Raw genomic sequence first — 21,169 nt, 5'->3', positions numbered from 1 at the left:
GCGTAGCAATCTTACCTCATACCTTTCTGTCTCACTCCCCGCATGCGACGTTGAGCCGAGTTATGTGTTTGGAAAAACACACGTTCTGCATGTTTACATTTAAGAGTCTCAAGTTCACTTATGTATTATTGACTCAGATCAACAATAAATTACTAGAAACACAACTTATTTCCGACAATCCTGAAGCAAGTTTAACTATAATATTCTCAAAAAAGACACATACAAAACTACATTACGTCACTTTTTCCTACAACAACTTACTAGATCGATAATATGCAGGGTAAACTTAAAAGTTTAACTTACTCATATTTTCGGGCAGTGCGAAATTACTAAATTTCGCATTTCTAATAAAGTAAAAGGAAAATTTTACATGCGGTACAACTTCAATCCTGATTACTTCAATTTCGGCGGTGCTCCTAATCCTGGCACCAACAGCATTTCATCTGGCAACAACTCGGTTGCACCAGGGAACACAGTCAACACCACTGGAAACACGATCACGACGCCGAATGGAACCATCACAGATGGCCCTGCTCCAATTTCCTATGACAATCCATATGATGATTTTGACTTCGGCAACCTTGGCGGCAACAGCATCAACACCGGCGGCAATGTTGTAACCGGATCCGGCAACTCCGTCACAACCGGTGGCCACCATGTTACTGGTTCCGGTGTTAATCTTGATACTGGAGGTCACACGGTCGTTGGCTCTGGCATTACTATAGATACCGGTGGCCATAACGTTGGCAATCCAATGGATTACGATGGCGCTGATTATGGCGGCTATGACGCGGCCCCAGATTACAGCAGCTTTGATTACGGCGACTTCTTCCTCTAAGCAGCCCCCACGCTCCAGTCTGAGCCCCTTTTCTGACTGGAGCGTACCCACTTTTGTTGCAGCTGATCAGCCGTGCGTCCGCTGCCTATTTCGAGGCTGCGATCAAGAGTTGCAAACACTCAGGAGATGACGGCACAGGTTTAAGCGCCACCACCTCACCTCTTCGCCGCCTCACCTCCCCACCGACGTCATCCCAGCCCCCGAGCCGGGACCTAGGGCGGCATGTGCTGAGGCTGGTTTCGAGACTACACAAAGTCGCTTCCAATCTGATGCGTCATTTCAAGGCGAAGATACCGAGAGGCTCTACCTCACCCCTCTGGGTCCCGCATCGCGCTGCGCTTGTGCGGGATGACGGCATGGGGGAACTGCCATTGCCCCATCACCTCGCCACCACATCATGACGTTGCCAGCTATCTCCGCAGCAACGCCACCTCCCCACCGACGTCATCCCGGCCCCCGAGCCGGGACCTAGGGCGGCATGTGGTGAGGATGGTTTGGAGACTACACAAAGTCGCTTCCAATCTGATGCGTCATTTTAAGGAGAAGGTACCGAGAGGCTTGATCTCGCCGCTCTGGGTCCCGCATCGCGCTGCGCTTGTGCGGGATGACGGCATGGGGGAACTGCCATTGCCCCATCACCTCGCCTCCCCACCGACGTCTTCCCGGCCCCCGAGCCCGGATCTAGGACGGCATATACTGAGGATGGTTTGGAGACTACACAAGGCCGCTTCCAATCTGATGCGTCATTTTAAGGAGAAGGTACCGAGAGGCTTGATCTCGCCGCTCTGGGTCCCGCATCGCGCTGCGCTTGTGCGGGATGACGGCATGAGGGAACTGCCATCGCCCCATCACCACACCTCCCCACCGACGTCTTCCCGGCCTCCGAGCCGGGATCTAGGGCGAATGCTAATGTTTTATCGTTCCGATTACTTAGTAAAGAGTATGTTGACTGCATTGCTACCTGTGATAGCAGTCTCTCTGTGTTTTAAACGAGTTGAGAGTGCAGTGGTGATTAAAGAGCGGAAGTGGTGGGTAGCCCTTTTATTGCAGTTCTATTTTGGGAGTGGCTACATCTATCTGGGTCGCCCCGTGCGACTAGCTGCTTATGTTGTTTTCCTGATCTTTTCTGCAGTTGCAGGCCTACTACCTCCTCCCGATTTCGTGGAGGCCCGCATTTATACATTCGGTATTAGTGCGGCAATGATGCTTGTTTCTGTCTTTGTGCTGGTTGATGCAATCCGCCTTGCATTCTTGCAAAAGGACTACAAGCTCAGGCCTTACAACAGATGGTGGGTCTATCTTCTCTACTGGACTGCGATGTCTGTGGCGTATGGCGCTGCGATGTTTATGGCGGCACCCAATCTCAAAATTCCTTATTACGCCGCGCCTTATACGGAGAATGCCCCAGGTCTTATTCCTGGAGATACAATCTTTGCAGAAATCTGCGATGGCCCATGTTCGGGCCTTCGCCGTGGTGACATGATTGTCTTCAACGTACCTGAACTTGGACGGCGTACCTACATTCGCCGCATTATTGGCTTGCCTGGCGATCTGATCCAGATACAGAATGGTATCGTGGTTTTAAATGGTACACCTTTGAAAACACAAAGGTTGCCTGATGACTTCAAGTTCACCGACTTCTTCAATGAACAGTTGGTTCGCTCTCAATATGAAGAGGCATTTCCAAATGGTCGAAAGCATCTGATTTTGCGTCAGAACCTAAAGGGGACAATTGTCCATACTAACCCTTATCGTGTTCCAGAGGGCCGGTATTTTGTTATGGGGGACAACCGTGACAATCTCACAGATAGAGAGCTCATCAGAAACGTTGGCTCCATCTCTGCAGAACACATTTTTGCAAAGGCCTCCTTCATCTACTGATCCGATGACCTAAGCCGAGTTGGTACGCTGATTAACCCCTAGAGCTTGCTGGCTATGGATCCCAGCTCGGGGGCCGGGAAGACACCGGTGGGGGGAGGCTTGTGCTAGTGCCTCTCTTCGCCGTCATGCCGGACGGAGCGGAGTGGAGATCCGGTATCCAGTACTGAGATGGTGAGTTGTGGTGGGGGTGACTCTGGGTGTCGCATAGAGTGTGGGATGACGGCATCATGGGGGTGATGACAGATTGGAATCTGGCTAGCCCAATCTCCCGTTGAAACGCCCTACACTTTCCACCAATCCACACCCCTTGCCTAAATTACCGATTTGACATGGGCGGTGTTTCATTCCACATTCATGTGTGAGGCTTCACAACCTCAATACAAGCGGCTACCGCTCCCGTAACTGGCGGATTTTTTGTGCCTTTTTTCTGAAGGGGCGCAAACCCTTTGCTATGAGCGGGAGGACGGTGAATACAACACTTCCTTCGGGAAGGAATAAACCTGCCTGCCTTGTATCAGGTTGTGAACCTCCCGCTCGCCAGTGGGTCATCACAAACTTGACTGCCGCGCGGTCCTTCAACTGCCAAATACAAGGGGCATTGAAATGACCAGTTCCGCATGTGCCTGTGGCACCACAAATACTTTCCAAAATGAAATAGACGAAGTGCTCGTCGCTGCATCTGATTTGCAGAACCTTGCTTATATGCAGCAGCTGTTGCTGAGCGAGAGGATGCAGGACAGCAGTGAACGGGATGCTTTGTTCACTTTGCATTATGCCTTTCGCGACCGCTTGGAAGCTCTTCAAAAAAGCTGCGGACAGATTATTGACGCGTATTCCTCTCCCATGCCCAAAAGCAGGTTTCGGGAATACGGCCTGGAGCAGGTCGACCAACCGCAGCCCATAACCAAAACAGTGCTGTTTCCAGACAAAGCCGGTTCCTGATCATCTCAGGCAATCGGCTTTTTTGATGGCCGCATGGGTGTCGTGGCGGGTGGTTTGCCACGATGTGCCTGTGCAACCTGACTGTGCTTGAGCGTTTGGCACCTTGTGTGCCAGCCGCTGTGGTGTCGGAGGCGGAACGCGTTTACACCCCGCATTGCCGCCAAGGGTGCCCTGCTGGTCGGCGGAGCTGTCATCCCTTCGCAGGCCAGCGCCTTTTCAGGCTGCGGCATGTGGGATGCAAACATAGCAAGAATTGCAAAGAATGGTGCACCATGACCGCTTAAGCTTGGGCGGTGTTTCGTTTTAACAGAGCTGTGCCCTTGATGTTTTGCCCCTTCCCCTCCCCAAATTTCGGCTCCTCTTTTGCGCAGGATGTTGTAAGCTTCTGCCAAGTACGGGAGGCTGACGATGCGGCATGAAGCTTTGCAGAAGAACATCTATACGCAGCGGATTAACCGGGCGATGGATTATATTGAGCAGAACATCTGCGAGGATCTCTCCCTTGCCCAGATTGCCGATGCGGCGTGTTTTTCTCCCTATCACTTTCACCGTATCTTCAAGGCCATGACCGGAGAAACGGTCAATCAGTTCACCAGCCGGGTGCGGGTTGAAAAGGCCGCGCGGCGGCTGAAGCAGAATGCCAGCATTTCCATTACCGATGCTGCGCTGGATATGGGCTTTGCCTCACCCTCCACCTTTGCGCGCTCGTTTCAGGCACGGTTTGGCATGTCCGCCAGCCAGTGGCGGCGGGATGCGACTGCGTCCGTTGAGGCGTTTTCTGGTGAGACCATGGTGCTGGAACGGCCTGCAAGCGGGCTGGTTGCGGACAAGGTGGAGGTGTGCAAGCTGGAGCCGCGCACGGTGGCTTATGTGCGCCGGACGGGCAACTTTCAGGAACGGCCCGAGATTTTTGGCGAGGCGTTTGGCGCGCTGATGGCGTGGGCCGGACCGCGCGGGCTGATGCATGGGGCGGAGATGATGTGCCTGTTCCACGATGATCCGCAGGTGACCGATGTGGAGCAGATGCGTTTCAGTTCCTGCCTGACGCTGCGCGGACCAGCGGATGTTGAGGGCGAAGTGGGCAAGATGGTGGTTGGCGGCGGGCGTTATGCCTGCGGACACTTTGTGATCGCCCATGATCAATCACAGGCGGCATGGGAATATATGTATGGCACGTGGTTGCCTTTGAGCGGATACGAGCCGGAGAACATCCCCTGCTTCCAGCTGTACCCTTCCATGACCGGTGAGACGGGGCCACAGCCCGCGGTGATCTGCATTCCGGTGCGGCCTCTTTCTTAAGCCCCTGTGATTGGTAAGCGGGTTGCCGTCAAACTGCGCCTGCGGTTTATCGCGGAGTTAAGAGGCGCCGCCTTAGGGTTTGGCGGTGTTGGCTGGTTCGCGAGAGGTTCATGGTCTTCGGCTGGATATTCAGGCGCTTGTTTTTCTATCACCTCCTGACCGTATTCAGGATGTGGGGCGTCTACCTGTCTTTGCTGCTGTGGGCACGCAAGGGGCTCTATTGGGGGCTGCTTGCGGGTGTTTTGATGAGCGCGTTGACGATCATCTATGCCATCGGGATTTACTGGGTAACAAACTGGGTCATTGTGCAGTCCGGCGGCTACGTGCTGGCTGAGGTGGCCTGTTGGTCGCTGTGGGTTCCGCTGGTGTGGATGGCGGCGCTGGACACCCAGCTTTACATGATCTGCCTGCGCACGCCGAACCAGAAACTGCTCGGCAACCTGCTCTCCACCTGGGCGTATGAGGAGAAGATCCGAGCTCATCTGGAGATGGTGCGGGAGAAGGCTGGGCGATGAGGCTCGGCTTTACCCAAAGATCTTGTCGATGTCGTCTTGTGCGAGCAGTTTCCAGCTTCCCTCTTCCACGCCGTCCAGGGTGAGATTGCCGAGTTGGGCGCGGTGGAGTTTGTTTACGTGGTTGCCGGTGGCGGCGAACATGCGGCGGACCTGGTGGTAGCGGCCTTCGTGGAGTGTGAGGCGGGCTGTTGTCTCGCTCAGGACTTCCAGTTCTGCTGGTTTGAGCGGCTTGGTCTCGTTCTCCAGCATCATTTCACCGGATGCAAACTGATCCGCTTCCCCGCCTGTCATCGGGCGGTCGAGTTCAACCTCATAGATCTTTGCGGCATCTGCCTTGGGTGAGATGATCTGGTGCAAGAGTTTGCCGTCATCAGTGAACAGCAACAGGCCTGTGGTGTCCTTGTCCAGTCTGCCCACAAAGGACAGAGCTGGTTTGCGGACGCGGTAGCGGTCTGGTAGCAAATCAAACACCAGACGTCCGCGATCCTTCATGGAACAGGTATAACCCAGCGGTTTGTTGAGCAGGATGACGGAGCCCTCTGGCGGGTCCAGCGGCTCGTCATCAAACAGGATATCTTCATGAGACAGCTTGCTATCGGCTTTAATTGGGTTGCCATCCTTATCAGTGACCCAACCATTGCGGATGGCGGCCTGCATCTCTTTGCGGCTGCCATATCCCAGATTTGCCAATAGCTTTACAAGTCTCATTTTTCGAACCTTCGGTTCTGTTGCCGCGTACGCTTATCCGAAAACCGGTACCCACTTTTCGGGCGTACATGTTTAACGCGTACGCTTATTCGAAAACCGGCACCCACTTTTCGGGCGTACGCGCGCTTTACTTACTTATTCGCCTTGATGGCGCGGATAACTTTGTAGCCGTTCTGGTCTGCCATGATCTCGTAGGAGGCGAACACCTTATCCAGCGTTGCTTCATATGGCAGGTGTCGGTTGGCGACCAGCCAGAGATGACCGGATGGACGCAAGCCACGGGCGGCGGACTTGATAAATTCCTGCCCGATATCCGCTCTGTCCTGCTTGCCACCTGCATGGAATGGCGGGTTGGTGAAGATGAAGTCGTAGGTGCGTGCCAGCTTTTTGGTGGCATCCTGCCAGATGAAGTCCAGCGCGACCTCTCCGGTCTTACCCTTCAGGTTCTGCTCAGCCAAGTCCAGCGCGCGCTTTTCAGCCTCATAAAGATCAATAGCTTTGACCTTTTCGCGTTTGGCAACTTCACGGGTCAGGTAGCCAAAACCACAGCCCAGATCAGCGCCGCGGCCCGCCAGTTTTTCTGGCAGTGTTGCGACAAGAAGCTGAGAGGCTTTGTCCAGATGGTCCCATGCGAACACGCCTGGACGGCTGACAAACTCGCCCTCCATGATTTCGCGCGGTGCATCCAGCTTAGACCATTCTTCCACCAGCTCGTGGTTCACGTTTTCTGGTGTAATTTCAGCCCAGAACACACGGCATTTGTTCTTGGAGACTTTGCCGGTATTGCCTGCCAGTTTGGTGAGATCGCTTTCAGCAGTCTTGGCGCCTTCTGTGTTGGAGGCGCTGACGACAACAAGGCCGCCCTCTACTGCGGACTTTACAGCCTTTGCCATGAGGGCGCGGGCTTCATCACGCTGGCGCGGTGGCAGCAGCATGACGAGCGGGTACTGGCCGTCAACTTCCGGTGCAACTGTGAAGCCAGCGCGTTCCAGATTGTCTCTGTCTGGTGCGAAGGTCTGCTGGCAGATCAGGCGGTCTTTGGCGATGCCATTCATGGCAAAGCCCATGCGGGCACGCAGGAAGAGTGCCTTTTGATCGGCGGCACCTTCTTCGAAGAAATTGAGCAGACCGTCTTCAAATGGCAGCAGCAATGTATCGAGAGCTGGATCTTTCATCTTATTCTTATCCTTGCTGCCCTGGAGCCTGTCGCGTTCACTCAAGTCACGCGCCGAGCCCAAGGCTTTGTTTCTAGGCGTATTCTAGTCCAAACCGCTTTTCGGAGATAAGCTTAAGACGTATGCACGATTTCGCGGGTTTCGCGGAAGCCGATATCAGAGTTCTTTTCACCGATATAGCTTACTTCCCAAGCGTTTTTGAAGAGGTAAACAGGCTTGTCGTCCCGGTCCAGTGCCACATGGGCGCGGTTGGTCTCAAGGAACTTATCAAGCTTGAGCTTGTCTTCACACTCGATCCAGCGCGCTGTGTTGTACATGGCGGTCTCGAAGCCGATTTCTGTCTGGTATTCCGCTTTCAGGCGATCCACCACAACGTCCAGCTGAAGCACACCCACAACACCGACAATCCAGTTGGTGCCAATGGCTGGTTTGAAGATCTGAACCAAACCTTCTTCTGCCAGATCTTCCAAGCCACGGCGCATCTGCTTAACGCGCATGGTGTCTGTCAGGCGTACACGGCGCAGAATTTCAGGCGCGAAGGCTGGCAGGCCGGTGACGTGGATTTCTTCGCCTTCTGACAGGGTATCGCCCACACGCAGCTGGCCATGGTTTGGCACGCCGATCACATCGCCCGGATAGGCTTTTTCCGCAATCTCACGTTCTTCTGCAAAGAAGAAGATTGGGGCGGACACGGTGATTGGCTTGCCAGCACGCACATGCTTGAGCTTCATGCCGCGTTTGAATGTACCGGAGCACAGGCGTACGAACGCGATGCGGTCACGGTGTTTCGGGTCCATATTGGCCTGAACCTTAAACACGAAGCCTGTTACCTTTTTCTCTTCCGGCTTGATGGTGCGGCCACCCGTTGCTGGCTGAGAATGTGGAGGTGGTGCATATGCGGCGATGAAATCGAGGATCTGGTCGATACCGTAATCGCGCAGAGCAGAACCGAAGAAGACCGGGGTCAGATGCCCTTCAAGGAAGCTTTCGTGATCGAACTCAGGGTAACCTGCGCTGCCCAGTTCCACGTTTTCTTCCAGCTCTTCGCGGATGTTGTCGAACAGTTCACCAATCAACTCAGGGTCTTCCAGACCTTTAACATCTTTGATGGTATCCAGAGCACCACCGCGGCCCTCAGTAGAGGTGAAGAAGCGGTTACCGATATGGTCGTAAACACCAAAGAAGTCGGAACCCATACCAACAGGCCAGCTCATTGGCGTCACATCAAGGGCCAGTGCCTCTTGAATCTCGTCAATGACTTCCATTGGGTGGCGACCTTCACGGTCGATTTTGTTGACGAAAGTGATGATTGGAATATCGCGCAGCCGGCAAACTTCAAACAGCTTGCGGGTCTGGGTTTCAATACCCTTTGCAGCGTCAATCACCATGATGGCTGCGTCAACAGCGGTCAGCGTACGATAGGTGTCTTCAGAAAAGTCTTCGTGGCCCGGCGTATCAAGCAGGTTGAAGAGAATGCCATCGCGCTCAAACGTCATCACGGAGGATGATACGGAGATACCGCGTTCCTGTTCAATCTTCATCCAGTCAGAGCGGGCGCGGCGGCGCTCACCACGCGCACGCACCTGTCCCGCAGCACGGATCGCACCACCACCTAAAAGCAGTTTCTCGGTGAGTGTGGTTTTACCGGCATCCGGGTGAGAGATGATCGCGAATGTGCGGCGTGCCTTATAGGCTTCCGTGCCTGCTGTGCTCATAGAGCCTCCTTTTGCAGGCAAACTCCTGCGTATTCTAATAGTGCAGATTTGAGGGTATCCATCTGGCGCAAAGTTCTAAAGTGTTCTTTCCGGCTTATGGCCGTCCGCAGCAAGGAACACCTGACACGCGCAAAATCTGCTGAAACTTTTTGTCGGATTGGGTCTTACAGAATGTAATGAAGCAATGCCAGCCCTTCGCTGAACTTTTTCCGCAGGGCATGACAGCCCTGACAGCACAACTTAGTTCGATCGGCATGGAAGCATCCTTCCAATATTTCAGGTTATTCATCGTCACAGTTCGGTTTTTATTGCTGCGAGGTATGATTATGCTGCTCAACTATCTTTATTCGGAGTTTTATGAGGAACAGGTGTTTCTGGGTCTGCTTGGCCTTTCATCCGCAGACTGGCAGAGCCTGCTGGAGCGGCGGGTGATGCCAGCGGCCTCCTACCTGTTCACCAACAGCTCGCTGTGTGTCTCGTTCCTTGGTCAGCATCAGGAACGGGAGCTTTATCGTTTCCACCTGAAGAGCCATCGGCGCTGGTTTGAGGATTTACAGTGTTTTGGCCTGACACAGGAACAGGCCGCCAAGGCGTTCTTCCTCTCCCGTTTTCGTAATGCCAAGGAGACTTTTCTTTCCGGAGAGCTGGGAACTCGCTTGCATGCGTCCCACCCTGAGGTGCTGAGTGCGTTTGACGGGGATCTGGAGGAGCGCACATGGGGGCACTTTCTCAACGGCACCTATGGCATCTGCACCCGTGACGGCCAGCCGGATACAATCTTCCAGAAACAGGTTGGTGTGCGGTACGTTGAGAAGATGACAGAGACCGAGCCTCACCGGTTCTCAGGCGAGCAACTTGCACTACTGCGGCAGACTGTTGATTTTCTGGACGGTGTCGAATCCGAGTTCGCTCCACACGAGGTAAGTCAGTCGTCGAGACAGCGCTGTATCATTGATGTGCGAGAGCGGTATCTGGCGGAGCGGGTTGCTGCTTAAGGCGTCGCCATGGTGGAAGGCGCAGCGTGGTGCTGCGCCCAACTCATTTTAAGGCATCGGAAATGCGGTGCGAATAACCCAATTTCCATCCACCCATTTCATGACAAACCGGATTTGTGATGGTGTGAAAGATGTCCCTTCCTGGCCACAATACACCCGTGGACCAGCAGCAAATGGATTATTATCAGTGAGGATTGAGCCAGCTTTACAATTGTATCCAATAAATGCAGCCGGTTTAGTTGCAAAATCTGCCTGTACAAGGTCGATCTCTACATTTGCAGCAGAACCCGTTGTTTCACAATTACCAGCGCCTCTTGCAAGGAAAATGGCAGCAACGCTTTCATATTGATCTTCATCCAGGAAAAATGTGTCTGTTTGCTTTGCTTGTGCATCTGCATCACTGCTGAAAATGCCTTCGTTGATCACATGCTTTGCGATATGTCCGCCTTGGTCTCGATTTGTGTCCAGCTCAGATGAAGCAATTACGCTGTCAATGGTTCGGCATTGTTGAAGGGCAGCATTTGCCTCGACCGAAATCGATAGGAAAGCAGCAATTGCTGCAAAGATACTCAGAAATTTCATGGGTTTGTCCCTTGTTGTTTTTCGTTGGCAACAAGAGACAGGACGGGCTGGATCGGTGTGTGTGAGGCTGTGTTGGGCTTAAGGTAAAGGCAGGCTTAAGCTTATTTATCTTCGCAGGTCGTTTTGTCGAGAAGGTGGGACCAGACATTCTTCGGCACTGCGATGGAGAATTTGTTTTGGGCGGAGGCGACCATGATGGCGGTGAGTTTGAGTTTTCCGCCTTCGTCCACCATCACCGGCCCGCCGGAGCCGCCATAGTTGGTGTCGCAGCTGGTGAGCCAGAGGTTGCCGCGGTCTTTCAGCAGTTTGCAGTTTTTATCGGCGGCTAGCAAAAACGGACGATCACGAGCATATCCGGCGCTGGTGATGTCGAGGTTTTGGGTGACTTCCGGCGATTTGCTGATCACTGACATCGGTGGCACATCCAGCGGCTTTGAGAGTATGATTACGCCAACATCGGTTGCGGCATGCTTCAACGTCGGGCGGGTGGTGAAGGTATAGCCATCCAGCAAGTAGGTGCAGGCAGCTGTGGTGTGGGCGATGAACTTATCCCGACGCACCCCGGCCACAAAGTTGATTTTGGAGGGAACGTGCGCTTTGCCGGTACGGGCGTTGTATAGGCAATGAGCTGCTGTGATGACCATTCGATCCGAGATCAGCGTACCGGAGCACATGGAGCGGGAACGGAACCCGGCGACATTCACCCGGCCAATGGCGTTCCAAGGTTTGTCCCAGCTGTCGATGATTTCGCGATTGTCCTCTCCGATGATGCCGGGAAAGAACTTTTCGGACTTACTGGATTTGTCCTGAGCCTGTGCTGTGGCTGTGCCCAGCGCGATGAGGAGAGCAGCCCCTAAGGTGCATTTGGAAAGCAAGTTCAAAAGCATAAGCAGGTCCTATCACGCCAGTTACGGCAGTATCGCACCTGCTGTTATATGCGGCCTGCGGGCATTCGCCCAGACTAAAAATGCTATTGCTGGTTACTCGGCTTTTTCATCCGCACGGGCCTGCGCGATCACCGGCAGATCCATATTGCCATCCTGGAACTTGAAGTTGAACTGGATGCTGCTGATTTTCCAAGCCCCGCCCTCATGCACCAATGCGATGTGGTAGGTGCCATAGACCACCCATATGTCGCCGCCTTCTGCTCCATCAATAAAGTGGGTGGCGGTGGCGTGGACTTTGACTGTGGCTTTTTGCTCTTTGGATTCAACAAGTGCGTTGCCGATCTGATGATGGGTCTGATCAAAACCGGGCAGCAGCTCTTTCCATGCGGTTGTGATCGCTTCCGGCGTCAGATCAACGGGTTCCCCTGCCCCGAAGGAGGAATAGTCCAGATGAACAAGGCCAGTCATCGCAGCTTCGACAGACGCCCAATTTCGGTCATCGACATCAATAAAGAAACGACTTATGCGATTTTGGATTGGCCCAATAGTATCCATCTACATGCTCCCAGCTGGTCAGGGCATCCGGCAATGCTCTAACTATTTGTTTTCGCGCGTATCCATCTGTCGAAATCCGGTGTGCATTTCAGGGATAAGCCCGAGTTCGTCTCCAAAGAGTACCATAGCCGCAGACAGACTAGCGCATTTGCCTGCACTACATACCTAAGGAATATAACGGTTACGCAGCGGAATGAGCACCTTCTTCCGGTTCTATGGTTTTCAGAGGTATAATTCTCTGCCGTATTTCCGCCACAAATAGTGACGGATTACTGATCTTTGGGCCGGTGGATCAGGCGGGTCGCAATGGTTTTGCTGTGTGGCTGCTCGCTGCTCATGGTCTGGGTCATGGCCTGCAATGCGGCTTCTGCCCATTCAGGTTCCTGCTGCTTGATTGACCAGATCTCATTAGGCAGGAAGGACAGCATCTTATCGTCATCAAAGGTGGCAAGGCGTAGCTGGGCCGGGATGTGCCCGAGCCTCTCGCGCAGGACTGCCAGAGCTCCCTCCAGAACCGGCAGAGAGGATGCCATCAGGTTTTGTGGGGCAGTGCCGAGCTTGTCCCAAAGGGTCTGCATCATCTGCTCGCCATCCTGCGTGCGGTTGCGGGCCGACTGGAGTGTCCAGTCATCGCCTGCGTTTTCTGGCATAACATCCAGATATCCGCGTGCACGCTCGATGATGGTGGGTTGATTGCTGCCGCCGATCAGGAAGTAGACCGGTTCATTCCCCGCGGCCTTTGCAATGACTGCAGTCAGATCTTTTGCACCCTCGAAGTTGCTTGAGGTGATGACGGGGGCATCGGTGTTGCCGTAATCACGATCCAGAAACACCATAGGTTTGGTGATGGTGTTTCCCAGATGTTGCTGGCTGCCGGAGGTGGATGAGACCACAAACAGGCCATCCACATTGCGCTGAACAAGACCGTTTGCCAGCTCCTTCTCCGTCTCCTCATCTGAGTTGGAGCAACTGATGATGAGCTGATAGCCGGTTTCGCGGCACCGGTGTTCCAGCTCTTCAGAGAGTTTGGCGAAGAATGGATTTGCGAGGCGCGGGATGATCAGGCCAAAGGTGTTGGTGCGTTTGAGCTTGAGGCTGCGGGCGGTCAGGTCGAACTTAACGCCATGCTCTTCCACATATTCACGAATGCGGGCCTGGGTGGCTTTGCTGATGCGGTACTTTTCTGCCTTGCCGCCCAGCACCAGTCGCACTGTGGTGATGGAGACGCCGAGCGCCTTTGCAATTTCATCCGGCTTTTTGGCCATTGCGTCGTTTCTCGCCCTGATTTCTTCAGAGCCCCTCCTCGCTTGCTTGCGGTCGCAGAGTACACTCTAACCCATTGCTCCGGCGTATATCCTTTTGCGAAGTGCATTCAGCATGCCTCACAAATACGCTTGAATGTCGAGTGGTAGTCAGCCTTCCTCAAATTGCCAAGTAGAATATGGCAGGTGCGGGCTGGTGTCCGTGGATATCCCGCGGCATTTGCGTGAGTTTGAGCACCACGCAATGCTCAAACTCATTTTCAAAGCCTCAGAGCATGTCCTTCGCAGAACCTGCGATTTTGACATTAGTGCCCTGTGTGAGTGCCTGAGCCACGAATGCCTGAAGCACATCGCGCAGCTTGTCTTCCGGCACATAAGCCACCGTGATGTGGTTGGACTGGTGCCCTGCCATCAGATCGTCACGTCCAACACCATCGAGCGTGCAGTTCATCAATGGCCACTCATAGGTGGTGGCTTTGCGGCGACGCTCGAACTCGTGTTCCGGCAATTCAACCGCATGGCCTGTGCCGATGTGCATGATGACCTGTGTGCCCTCATAATGCGCCCGCGCCCAGAAGAATGCTCCCGCCTTACACTGGCCCGCAATGCTGGAACCGCCTTTGGGGAAGTACATGGCTGGCTGGCGATAGCCTGTCGCGCCTGCAACACCGCCTTTGAGATGTTCAAAGGGAACGGAGCCAGAGATTTCGAAGTCCCAATAGAAGGTGCCTTCATACTCACTGCCCCAGCGCACATCATGTAGCGTGGTTTCTGCTGGCAGGCCCATGGCATCCAGCAGGCGCCACATCATGGTTTGCGGAATAGCAGTGCCCATGTCCACTTCGTTGATGCATGGGATTGGTTTGCCTTCCCAGATGATGGAGCCGTCTTCGTCCGGGATCGGGAAGCGCACTGTTGAGCCGATTGCCCCCTCGGCGAAGTCAGAAGCCGCGCAGCTGTCTTTCAGGCCTTGCTGATACTGCACACCAACGGCAGAGAGACCGAAGCGCGTTGTGAAGCGGGCCATGGCGATCATCATGGCGCATTGTTCCAGCACCTGCTCGCGGGTCAGCTCAGTTGCATCATCGCTGCCGAACTGGAAGGTCATGCCCCGGTCCTCGTAGAACTTCAGGCATTCTTCACGCAGAGACTGAGGCACCTTCTCCATTTCCACCAGAAGCGCAGACTGAGAAAGGCTTTCCAGCGGCATGCCGATATCTGTAAGGGCTTTGACCGGGAAGTAACCGTTCATCATGCCCATGCAGAAGGTATCGAACAGACCAAGGATGGCTTTGTTCTTGAGGATGTACTCGCCTACCTGTTGCCCTGCCTGACCAGCTGGGGTTTGCAAAACCGCATGGTTTGCGGAGACATCTTGCAGATAGGAGGTGTCATGGCTGAGTTTGCCGTCCTGTAGCCATGAGGCGAGGCTTGAGTTGAAGAACTCGTCCTCAAACGACTGGGACCACAGACGGGAATAGTCTACGCCAAGGCTCGTCAAAGACCCTGCCATACAGAGCATGCCGACGAGACCGGGCCATGTGCCATCAAAGTTGGCAAGCAGCAGAATTGGTCCTTTGTGCTTTGCAAGCGATGGCGCGATGTGGTGTGAGTACTGCCATGCAGTGAGCAACACGATGAGCGGGGCTTCCGGATCAATCCGCGCAAACAGCTCCGAGCCTTCTTTTTGCGAAGAAATAAAGCCGTGACCGCGCGCTGCATCATACTCATGGGCACGCTTCATCTTGAAACCTTGTGCGGTCAGCGCAGTTTCCAATCGCTGCGCGTAATCCTCAAAGGTTGGCCAACAAGCGACATTGGCGCTTTCGCGAAGGTCGGCATTGGTGACGACAAGGATTTCCTTGTCTGCTACACAGATAGGCGCTAGGGCCTGTGGCAGGTTGAGCACGTGGTGTCCTCCTGAACTTGTTTTGATAATTAAATGGCTTTTTCCATGAGCGCCTTGTGGTGCTGATGGTTGTCGTAAAGATTGAGGTAGACCTGATATTTGGCAGTGTGGAACTCAGCGGTGCTGCGCACCGGCTTGATGAGACCACCAACACGCACCAGCTTTGCGCTGGCTGATGGAATGTCCCTGAAGTCTCCGCAAGCCACGGCACCCAGAATGGCAGCGCCCAGCGTGACGGCATTGTCTTCTTCCGCCAGCTGAATTTCACGGCCCGTGATGTTGGCATATTCTCTGAGCCAGAGCGGGTTTTTGGTGGCTCCGCCGCACATGAACAGCTTGGTGATGCTGTGTCCGGCCTTCGTCATTTCCTCGATGATATGCCGCGTGCCATAAGCGATGGATTGCAGTGTTGCCAGATAAAGGCGGGCCAGTGCATCCCGACCCGTTTCCAGCGTCAGGCCGGAGACAACGCCCTTTGCATGCGGATTGGCACGTGGCGAGCGGTTGCCGTGATGGTCAGAAAGGACATGAAGGCCGCGGGTCGGGTTCGCTTCCCGCGCCTCCAGATCCAGCACCCAGTTGTTGAGGAGTGCGATCTCGTGCATGCCCTGTTTGGCGGCTTCGGCTTTGAGCTCGTCATAGGCGTCAGATTGCCGGATGGTCCATTCCACCAGAGAGCCAGCTGCGCTCTGTCCCCGCCAAACAGGGCATGCACGAGATCGCACTCCTCAACAACTGGGGCCCCAGACGCCCGGCACCATGACTGGTTTCTCGTTGACGATCATGTGGCAGTTTGAAGTACCGCTGATGATGGCAAGACCACCGTCCGGTTCTGCCCCAATAAGCGCCAGACCACCTGCGTGCGCATCAATGATGCCAGCTGCAACCGGTGTTCCTGCATTGAGGCCGAGGTCCTTTGCAGCCTGCTCTGACAGACCGCCTGCAGCTTGCCCCAGATCCAGCACTTTTTCCGGTACTTTTTCCGGCAGATCATGCAGGCCAACGGCTTGCAGCATATCCTCCGCAAAGCGGCCTTCGTGGGCCAGATAGTTCCATTTACAGGTCAGCGTACAGGTGCTGGCGGCATCTGCTCCTGTTGCTCTCCAGACCAGATAGTCGGCCAGATCAAAGAAGCGGACTGTGTTGGTGTAACGATCTGGATAATGGGTTTTGAGCCAGAGGATTTTCGGCAGTTCCATCTCAATGGAGACTTCACCGCCCACATACTTGAGTGCCTCATCGCCCGTAGCGTTGATCAGCGCCGTTTCCTCGGCAGCCCGATGGTCCATCCACATGATGATGTCCTGATCAGTATCACCATTTTCAGCGACGGAGACAGGTTTGCCCCCCTGCGCTACGGCCACAAGCGAACAGGTGGCGTCCACGCCCAACGAGCGGATCTCGTCTGCGGACACGTTTGCCTTGGCCATCGCCTCTTTCATAGCCGCGCAAATCTGCTGCCAGATGTCTGTGGAGGACTGTTCTACGAAGTTTGTACGTCCATGGAACTGCTTGATGGGCCGGACTGCGAAGGCCAGTCGCTCTCCATTTTCATTGAACAGTCCTACACGTGCACTTGCAGAACCGACATCAATGCCAGCGTAACATGTCTGTTTCATACGCGGCCTCCCCTTTCGACTCGCGATTGTTCTTCTCTCCTGCTAACTACACCTGCTAACTCGTGTTAGCAAGTGCAAAGCAAATGGTATTTATGCAAAAATTCTCATAGTGCAGCGTCTCTTAACGTCAGGATCACCAAGCAGCTTCAGGCTTTTCCCAGGCCTGTTCGCCCTCCAACGACCGCGGGTTCTTTTTCGGGAACACGCAGTGGATGCAGACAGCAAAGCAGGCCGGAGGATGGTTCCGCCAGCCACTGATTTTCAGGATTTGTGTGGTTCAGGAGAGTTACTTCGGCTCTTTCGAGCGGTTTTGTGCATCACACAGCAGACGGGCGAAGAAACCGTAGCCGATGCCAAACGCAAGTGCGCGGACCACCAGGTCAATGATGAAGAAGAGCCCCATCTCATCTCCCGCAAAGGACAGGACCGGGCTGAGCGCACCAGCATAATCACTGCCGGACAGCAGATAGCTGCGCACCATCATGGAAATGGGGATGCTGACGGAGAGAAAGCCGACAAACAGACCCCAGTACACAGAGCCGGTTGGTGCCTTATGTTCGCGGTGCACAAAGATCAGGCTGACCAAAACCACAGGCAAACCGAGCTCAATGAACAGATTGCCCGCTTCTTTGATGCCATAGTGATAGACCAGTACAGTTACAGCCACCTGCACCATCGTATAGATCACGATGAACGAGCTGAGATAGAACCAGAGAGAGCGGCGCAGTTGTGTCATGAGAATTGCCAGTTAGGGGGTGGTTAGCATGCTCTCTTGACCATGAGCTGTGTTTGTTTGCAATGCTCTATGCATCTCATATTGCTGCAGTGTTTTTGTTGCCCCCAGTTTTGACAGGGCCTGCATGATGGTCTCATCCCCTTCATCCACATTAATGAACGTGAGCGCATCTTTGTTCACATTGTCAAACGCAGCTTTGAGCAACGCAGAGGCATGGCCCTGACGGCGATATTCCGAAGCCACAGCGATTTGCATGACTGCGCCTGTCTTGCGGGTAAACGCGATATAGGCTGCAAGCTGACCATCCTGCTCAATCTTGTAGGTTGCGACACCCTCTGCCAATGCCCGGATTGCGAACGCAGTGTTCTGCCAACTGGGAGCACATTCCCTCAGTTCAGCGGCTTTCGTTTCGATCTCAGCCCAGTCAGCAGGTACTGGTGTGCGCTCAAAGCCTCGTTCAGCAAATGCTGCTTTGTGTAGGCTGAAGCACTGGAAGTTGCGCTGCGGTTGGAAGCCGAGCTTTTCATAGGCCTTTACGGCTGCCGTGTTGCTGGTGATCACCTCCAGCTGGACGTGATGATAGCCTTGCTGAACTGCGTGTTCTTCCACTTTGGCAAAGAGCTTGCTCGCAATGCCCTTGCCTCGCGCCTGTGGCACGGTTCCGGTGGAGACTGCGTAGATGGTGCCAGGATAAGCGCCTTGCTTGCCAATGAACCAGAAGCCAACCAGCTGCTCATTGTCGGTGGCCACCCAGGACAACTCCACATCAAAGCCTCGAGCCATAATCATCCGCTCAAAATCGGCGAGCGGCATATCCATCTGGATGACATAATCAGAGAACGCCAAAACCATAACCTGATGCAGCTGGCTTAACGAAAACTCAGAAGCTCGACGAAATGAAACCACACCCAACCCTCTCACCACACTGAATCACCCAGGATGATACCCCGGTCTATGAATACCCCAAACGCGCACCATCGCTCAATGTGTTGGTAGTGGGGAGCGGAGAACGACTTCCAGCTTTCCACGACGGGTTTCCGTGATCGTTTTGATCATTTCGTGAAAAGGTGTTCTCAAGCAGGGGAGTAGGTATAAAGCTGTCGCGTTTTTGGGGGAGTTGTGCTCTTATCCTCCCTGGTGTTTTTCGGGGTAAGTATTTTCGGGGATGCTTACCCAGCTTCCGGGTCGTTGTCATGCGTCAGTTTCTGCTTCCTATCGCCTCTTTGCTTTTGGGCTCTGCCTTCCTGTTTTTTGCCGGTGGTGTTACCGGTATGCATTTGCCGCTTAGAGGTACGTTTGAGGGCTTCTCCTCTCTTTCTCTTGGTCTGTTGGGCACGGGCTGGGCGATTGGGTATGTGACTGGCTGTTTAAGCGTGCCGAAGATCGTGCAGCGGGCGGGGCATATTCGGGCCTTTGGAGTGATGGCATCTTTGGCGTGCTTGTCAGTTCTGGCCTCCTCCTTGATGGTTGATCCCATTGCATGGATTGCCTTTCGCTCCGTGGCAGGGTTTGCCTTTGCCGGGGCGGCCATGATCGTGGAAAGCTGGTTGACGGAGCGCTCTGACCCAAGCAACCGCGGGGTTGTTTTTGGCACTTACACCATGGTGAACCTTGCTGCGACCACGGGTGGGCAGGTGGTTCTTTCCATGGGCCCGATTGATGGCTTCGAGTTCTTTGTGATTGCCTCTATGTTTTATGTGGTGGCGCTTATCCCGACAGCTGTCACGCGCACCCCTGCTCCGGCTCCCCTTGCACAGGTCAAACTGGATATACGGCGGCTGTGGCGTAACTCTCCTGTTGCCGTGGTTGCTGTTGTTCTGACTGGCGTTTCCAACGGCAGTTTTGGAACGTTGGCGGCGGTGTATGGCGGGAAAGTTGGCCTGCCGATTGCCAGCATCACGTTGTTTGTGAGTTCCTCCATTCTGGCTGGCGCCTTTGCGCAGGTGCCAATCGGCATGATCTCAGACCGCACGGACCGCCGCTATGTTGTGATTGCGATTGCTTTGGTTGCCTTGGCTGCGGACTCCATCTTCCTGTTTGCAGATACCAGCAGTGCCAACATCGCCATTGCCTCTGCGGTAATTTTTGGCGCCGCGATTTACACGTTCTACCCGGTGCTGGTTGCCCACGCGAATGACCATGCGGATGCGGGGGATGCGATGCAGACCAGCGGTGGTTTGTTGCTGATGCTTGGTGTGGGGTCCATGATCGGGCCATTTCTGGGTGGCGTATTGATGAGCGTTTTCGGGTCCATAGGCCTGTTCATGTCCACGTTTGCAGCCCATGCGCTTATTCTTGCCTTTACCTTATGGCGCCTCACACAGCGTTCTGCTGTTGCAGAGAGCGAGAAGAGTGTGTTTGTGCCTTCTGCGCCAACGCGCACGGCCACACCGCAAACGATTATTCTTGCTGATGAAGAAGTTGCCAAAGAGATGGAAGTGGACGAGCTGTCAGAACAACCTTCGTCTTAAGTGGTTATGCGCAGGCATTTGCAGGATGTCTGCGTTATCGAATAAATATGAGGTAAAAACTCTTATTTAAACTTGACTATAATTATCAGGTATACAATAGCTCACCCTACAACCTTTGCTATTGCCCGTCCTTATGAGAAGTCAAGCCGATGAAAACCAATCTTTTCGCAGCCGCCTTCGCTGGTGCCCTTTCAACTCTTGTTGCCTTTGGAGCGTCCGCGCGTGATGTAAAACACGAGCTGGGAACCATCACTGTTCCAGATCATCCTCAGCGTATTGTTGTGTTGGAATATAGCTTTGTTGATGCGCTGGCTGCCGTTGGCGTTGCTCCTGTGGGTGTGGCGGATGATAAAAAGCGTGAGCGCATCATCAGCGCCTATACGGATAAGATTGGGCAGGACTGGGTTTCTGTTGGCACCCGTAAGACACCAAGCCTTGAAGTGATTGCATCCTTGGGTCCAGACCTGATCATTGCCGACAAGACCCGGCATACAGCCGCTTATGACACGCTTTCTGAAATTGCACCGACGGTTGTCTTTGACAGTCTGGGTGGTGACTACCCTTCTGCAATTGCGCAGCTGGAAGCGATTGGCGCTGCCGTTGGCAAGGCAGATGAGATGAAAGCCCGCGTTGAAGCGCATAAAGCCAAAATGGCTGAGATTGGTGCGCAGTTTGAAAAGGCTGGCGACTACAAGATCCAGTTTGGTGTGACCAACGCAAAGGGGCTTTGGTTGCATTCCCCGGTTTCCTACAATGGCTCAGTGTTGAAAGGTTTTGGTTTTGCCAGCGGCATGAAGCCAACCAAGGGTGCGGTTTATGAATCCAACTACGTGAAGACCTCTCTGGAGCAGCTTTCTGCTGTGAACCCGGACATTCTCATTTTGGGCCGCTACGCGAACCCAGCCTTTGCCGATGGCTGGAAGGGTGAAGCGCTTTACGAGAACATCAGCGCTGTGAAAAACGACCGCGTGTTTTACGTGGAAGCACATGTGTGGTCTCGTCTGCGCGGCATGGTGGCAGCAGAAATGACCGCCAATGACCTGCAAGACATTATGAAGCAAGTTCAGAACTAAGCCACGC

Annotated in this window: 20 protein-coding genes; 8 read left to right on the top strand and 12 right to left on the bottom strand. The window is 54.1% G+C overall.

Annotated elements, in window-relative coordinates; translation table 11 throughout:
- The first annotated feature begins 370 nt into the window (after positions 1-370).
- The 5 genes from PsAD13_RS12055 (at position 371) to PsAD13_RS12030 (ending at position 5,475) form a co-directional block, all read left to right on the top strand.
- Complete coding sequence (locus tag PsAD13_RS12055; protein ID WP_063318325.1) at positions 371-838, top strand: hypothetical protein; 468 nt, start codon at positions 371-373, stop codon at positions 836-838.
- 1,008 nt (positions 839-1,846) lie between these two features.
- Complete coding sequence (lepB, locus tag PsAD13_RS27805) at positions 1,847-2,719, top strand: signal peptidase I (RefSeq protein WP_193777046.1); 873 nt, start codon at positions 1,847-1,849, stop codon at positions 2,717-2,719.
- A gap of 603 nt (positions 2,720-3,322) precedes the next feature.
- The gene (locus tag PsAD13_RS12045) at positions 3,323-3,661 is read left to right on the top strand and encodes a hypothetical protein (protein WP_063305169.1); all 339 of its coding nucleotides are present in this window, start codon (positions 3,323-3,325) and stop codon (positions 3,659-3,661) included.
- A 408-nt stretch (positions 3,662-4,069) separates the two neighbouring features.
- Positions 4,070-4,960 carry an AraC family transcriptional regulator gene (locus PsAD13_RS12035; RefSeq protein WP_063318322.1) on the top strand — a complete coding sequence of 297 codons (891 nt, stop codon included), beginning with the start codon at positions 4,070-4,072 and terminating at the stop codon, positions 4,958-4,960.
- Positions 4,961-5,070: 110 nt separating this feature from the next.
- The gene (locus PsAD13_RS12030; protein WP_063318321.1) at positions 5,071-5,475 is read left to right on the top strand and encodes a hypothetical protein; all 405 of its coding nucleotides are present in this window, start codon (positions 5,071-5,073) and stop codon (positions 5,473-5,475) included.
- Between the two features lie 9 nt (positions 5,476-5,484).
- Here the strand turns inward: PsAD13_RS12030 and PsAD13_RS12025 are convergent, their stop codons facing one another.
- From PsAD13_RS12025 to PsAD13_RS12015, 3 genes are all read right to left on the bottom strand, one after another.
- Positions 5,485-6,183 (bottom strand): pseudouridine synthase, encoded by a 699-nt coding sequence (locus tag PsAD13_RS12025; protein ID WP_063318320.1) that lies wholly within the window; start codon positions 6,181-6,183, stop codon positions 5,485-5,487.
- Between the two features lie 131 nt (positions 6,184-6,314).
- Positions 6,315-7,358: a class I SAM-dependent methyltransferase gene (locus PsAD13_RS12020; RefSeq protein ID WP_063293289.1), complete on the bottom strand. Its 1,044-nt coding sequence runs from the start codon at positions 7,356-7,358 to the stop codon at positions 6,315-6,317.
- Positions 7,359-7,471: 113 nt separating this feature from the next.
- Positions 7,472-9,073 (bottom strand): peptide chain release factor 3, encoded by a 1,602-nt coding sequence (locus PsAD13_RS12015; RefSeq protein ID WP_063318319.1) that lies wholly within the window; start codon positions 9,071-9,073, stop codon positions 7,472-7,474.
- A gap of 176 nt (positions 9,074-9,249) precedes the next feature.
- Between PsAD13_RS12015 and PsAD13_RS12010 the strand changes: the two genes are divergently transcribed.
- On the top strand, positions 9,250-10,068 hold the full coding sequence (locus PsAD13_RS12010) for a DUF6058 family natural product biosynthesis protein (RefSeq protein WP_063318318.1): 819 nt from the start codon (positions 9,250-9,252) through the stop codon (positions 10,066-10,068).
- A 48-nt stretch (positions 10,069-10,116) separates the two neighbouring features.
- On the opposite strand, the gene PsAD13_RS12005 is transcribed toward PsAD13_RS12010, so the two are convergent.
- From PsAD13_RS12005 to PsAD13_RS11970, 9 genes are all read right to left on the bottom strand, one after another.
- Positions 10,117-10,650, bottom strand: coding sequence for a hypothetical protein (locus PsAD13_RS12005; protein WP_063293293.1), 534 nt, complete (start codon positions 10,648-10,650; stop codon positions 10,117-10,119).
- Between the two features lie 101 nt (positions 10,651-10,751).
- The gene (locus PsAD13_RS12000) at positions 10,752-11,537 is read right to left on the bottom strand and encodes a trypsin-like serine protease (protein WP_063318317.1); all 786 of its coding nucleotides are present in this window, start codon (positions 11,535-11,537) and stop codon (positions 10,752-10,754) included.
- Positions 11,538-11,630: 93 nt separating this feature from the next.
- Positions 11,631-12,092 (bottom strand): nuclear transport factor 2 family protein, encoded by a 462-nt coding sequence (locus PsAD13_RS11995; protein WP_082830618.1) that lies wholly within the window; start codon positions 12,090-12,092, stop codon positions 11,631-11,633.
- Positions 12,093-12,361: 269 nt separating this feature from the next.
- Entirely contained in the window at positions 12,362-13,357 is a 996-nt protein-coding gene (locus tag PsAD13_RS11990) for a LacI family DNA-binding transcriptional regulator (protein WP_063318316.1), read from the bottom strand.
- 265 nt (positions 13,358-13,622) lie between these two features.
- Positions 13,623-15,263: a signal transduction protein gene (locus PsAD13_RS11985; RefSeq protein WP_063318315.1), complete on the bottom strand. Its 1,641-nt coding sequence runs from the start codon at positions 15,261-15,263 to the stop codon at positions 13,623-13,625.
- Positions 15,264-15,292: 29 nt separating this feature from the next.
- Positions 15,293-15,988, bottom strand: a complete 696-nt coding sequence (locus PsAD13_RS28090; protein WP_208986576.1) for an FGGY-family carbohydrate kinase — start codon at positions 15,986-15,988, stop codon at positions 15,293-15,295.
- 3 nt (positions 15,989-15,991) lie between these two features.
- A complete protein-coding gene (locus PsAD13_RS28085) occupies positions 15,992-16,882 on the bottom strand; it encodes an FGGY family carbohydrate kinase (RefSeq protein WP_208986568.1) in 891 nt (296 codons plus the stop codon).
- 286 nt (positions 16,883-17,168) lie between these two features.
- Positions 17,169-17,618 (bottom strand): ABZJ_00895 family protein, encoded by a 450-nt coding sequence (locus PsAD13_RS11975; RefSeq protein WP_063318314.1) that lies wholly within the window; start codon positions 17,616-17,618, stop codon positions 17,169-17,171.
- Positions 17,619-17,630: 12 nt separating this feature from the next.
- Positions 17,631-18,524, bottom strand: a complete 894-nt coding sequence (locus PsAD13_RS11970) for a GNAT family N-acetyltransferase (protein WP_208986566.1) — start codon at positions 18,522-18,524, stop codon at positions 17,631-17,633.
- Between the two features lie 287 nt (positions 18,525-18,811).
- Here PsAD13_RS11970 and PsAD13_RS11965 point away from each other — a divergent pair, with 287 nt between their 5' ends.
- Positions 18,812-20,089, top strand: coding sequence for an MFS transporter (locus PsAD13_RS11965; protein WP_063318313.1), 1,278 nt, complete (start codon positions 18,812-18,814; stop codon positions 20,087-20,089).
- A 149-nt stretch (positions 20,090-20,238) separates the two neighbouring features.
- Positions 20,239-21,162 (top strand): Fe(3+) dicitrate ABC transporter substrate-binding protein, encoded by a 924-nt coding sequence (locus tag PsAD13_RS11960; RefSeq protein WP_063318312.1) that lies wholly within the window; start codon positions 20,239-20,241, stop codon positions 21,160-21,162.
- Positions 21,163-21,169 lie beyond the last annotated feature (7 nt).

Source organism: Pseudovibrio sp. Ad13, assembly GCF_001623225.1.
Lineage (GTDB): Bacteria > Pseudomonadota > Alphaproteobacteria > Rhizobiales > Stappiaceae > Pseudovibrio.
This window is presented reverse-complemented; position numbering and strand designations above follow the sequence as displayed.

Bases quoted from the DNA above. Each gene is read 5' to 3' on its own strand.
- PsAD13_RS12055 (WP_063318325.1), top strand. From the start codon at position 371: ATGCGGTACAACTTCAATCCTGATTACTTCAATTTCGGCGGTGCTCCT.
- PsAD13_RS12045 (WP_063305169.1), top strand. From the start codon at position 3,323: ATGACCAGTTCCGCATGTGCCTGTGGCACCACAAATACTTTCCAAAAT.
- PsAD13_RS12035 (WP_063318322.1), top strand. From the start codon at position 4,070: ATGCGGCATGAAGCTTTGCAGAAGAACATCTATACGCAGCGGATTAAC.
- PsAD13_RS12030 (WP_063318321.1), top strand. From the start codon at position 5,071: ATGGTCTTCGGCTGGATATTCAGGCGCTTGTTTTTCTATCACCTCCTG.
- PsAD13_RS12025 (WP_063318320.1), bottom strand. From the start codon at position 6,183: ATGAGACTTGTAAAGCTATTGGCAAATCTGGGATATGGCAGCCGCAAA.
- PsAD13_RS12020 (WP_063293289.1), bottom strand. From the start codon at position 7,358: ATGAAAGATCCAGCTCTCGATACATTGCTGCTGCCATTTGAAGACGGT.
- PsAD13_RS12015 (WP_063318319.1), bottom strand. From the start codon at position 9,073: ATGAGCACAGCAGGCACGGAAGCCTATAAGGCACGCCGCACATTCGCG.
- PsAD13_RS12010 (WP_063318318.1), top strand. From the start codon at position 9,250: ATGAAGCAATGCCAGCCCTTCGCTGAACTTTTTCCGCAGGGCATGACA.
- PsAD13_RS12005 (WP_063293293.1), bottom strand. From the start codon at position 10,650: ATGAAATTTCTGAGTATCTTTGCAGCAATTGCTGCTTTCCTATCGATT.
- PsAD13_RS12000 (WP_063318317.1), bottom strand. From the start codon at position 11,537: ATGCTTTTGAACTTGCTTTCCAAATGCACCTTAGGGGCTGCTCTCCTC.
- PsAD13_RS11995 (WP_082830618.1), bottom strand. From the start codon at position 12,092: ATGGATACTATTGGGCCAATCCAAAATCGCATAAGTCGTTTCTTTATT.
- PsAD13_RS11990 (WP_063318316.1), bottom strand. From the start codon at position 13,357: ATGGCCAAAAAGCCGGATGAAATTGCAAAGGCGCTCGGCGTCTCCATC.
- PsAD13_RS28085 (WP_208986568.1), bottom strand. From the start codon at position 16,882: ATGAAACAGACATGTTACGCTGGCATTGATGTCGGTTCTGCAAGTGCA.
- PsAD13_RS11975 (WP_063318314.1), bottom strand. From the start codon at position 17,618: ATGACACAACTGCGCCGCTCTCTCTGGTTCTATCTCAGCTCGTTCATC.
- PsAD13_RS11965 (WP_063318313.1), top strand. From the start codon at position 18,812: ATGCGTCAGTTTCTGCTTCCTATCGCCTCTTTGCTTTTGGGCTCTGCC.
- PsAD13_RS11960 (WP_063318312.1), top strand. From the start codon at position 20,239: ATGAAAACCAATCTTTTCGCAGCCGCCTTCGCTGGTGCCCTTTCAACT.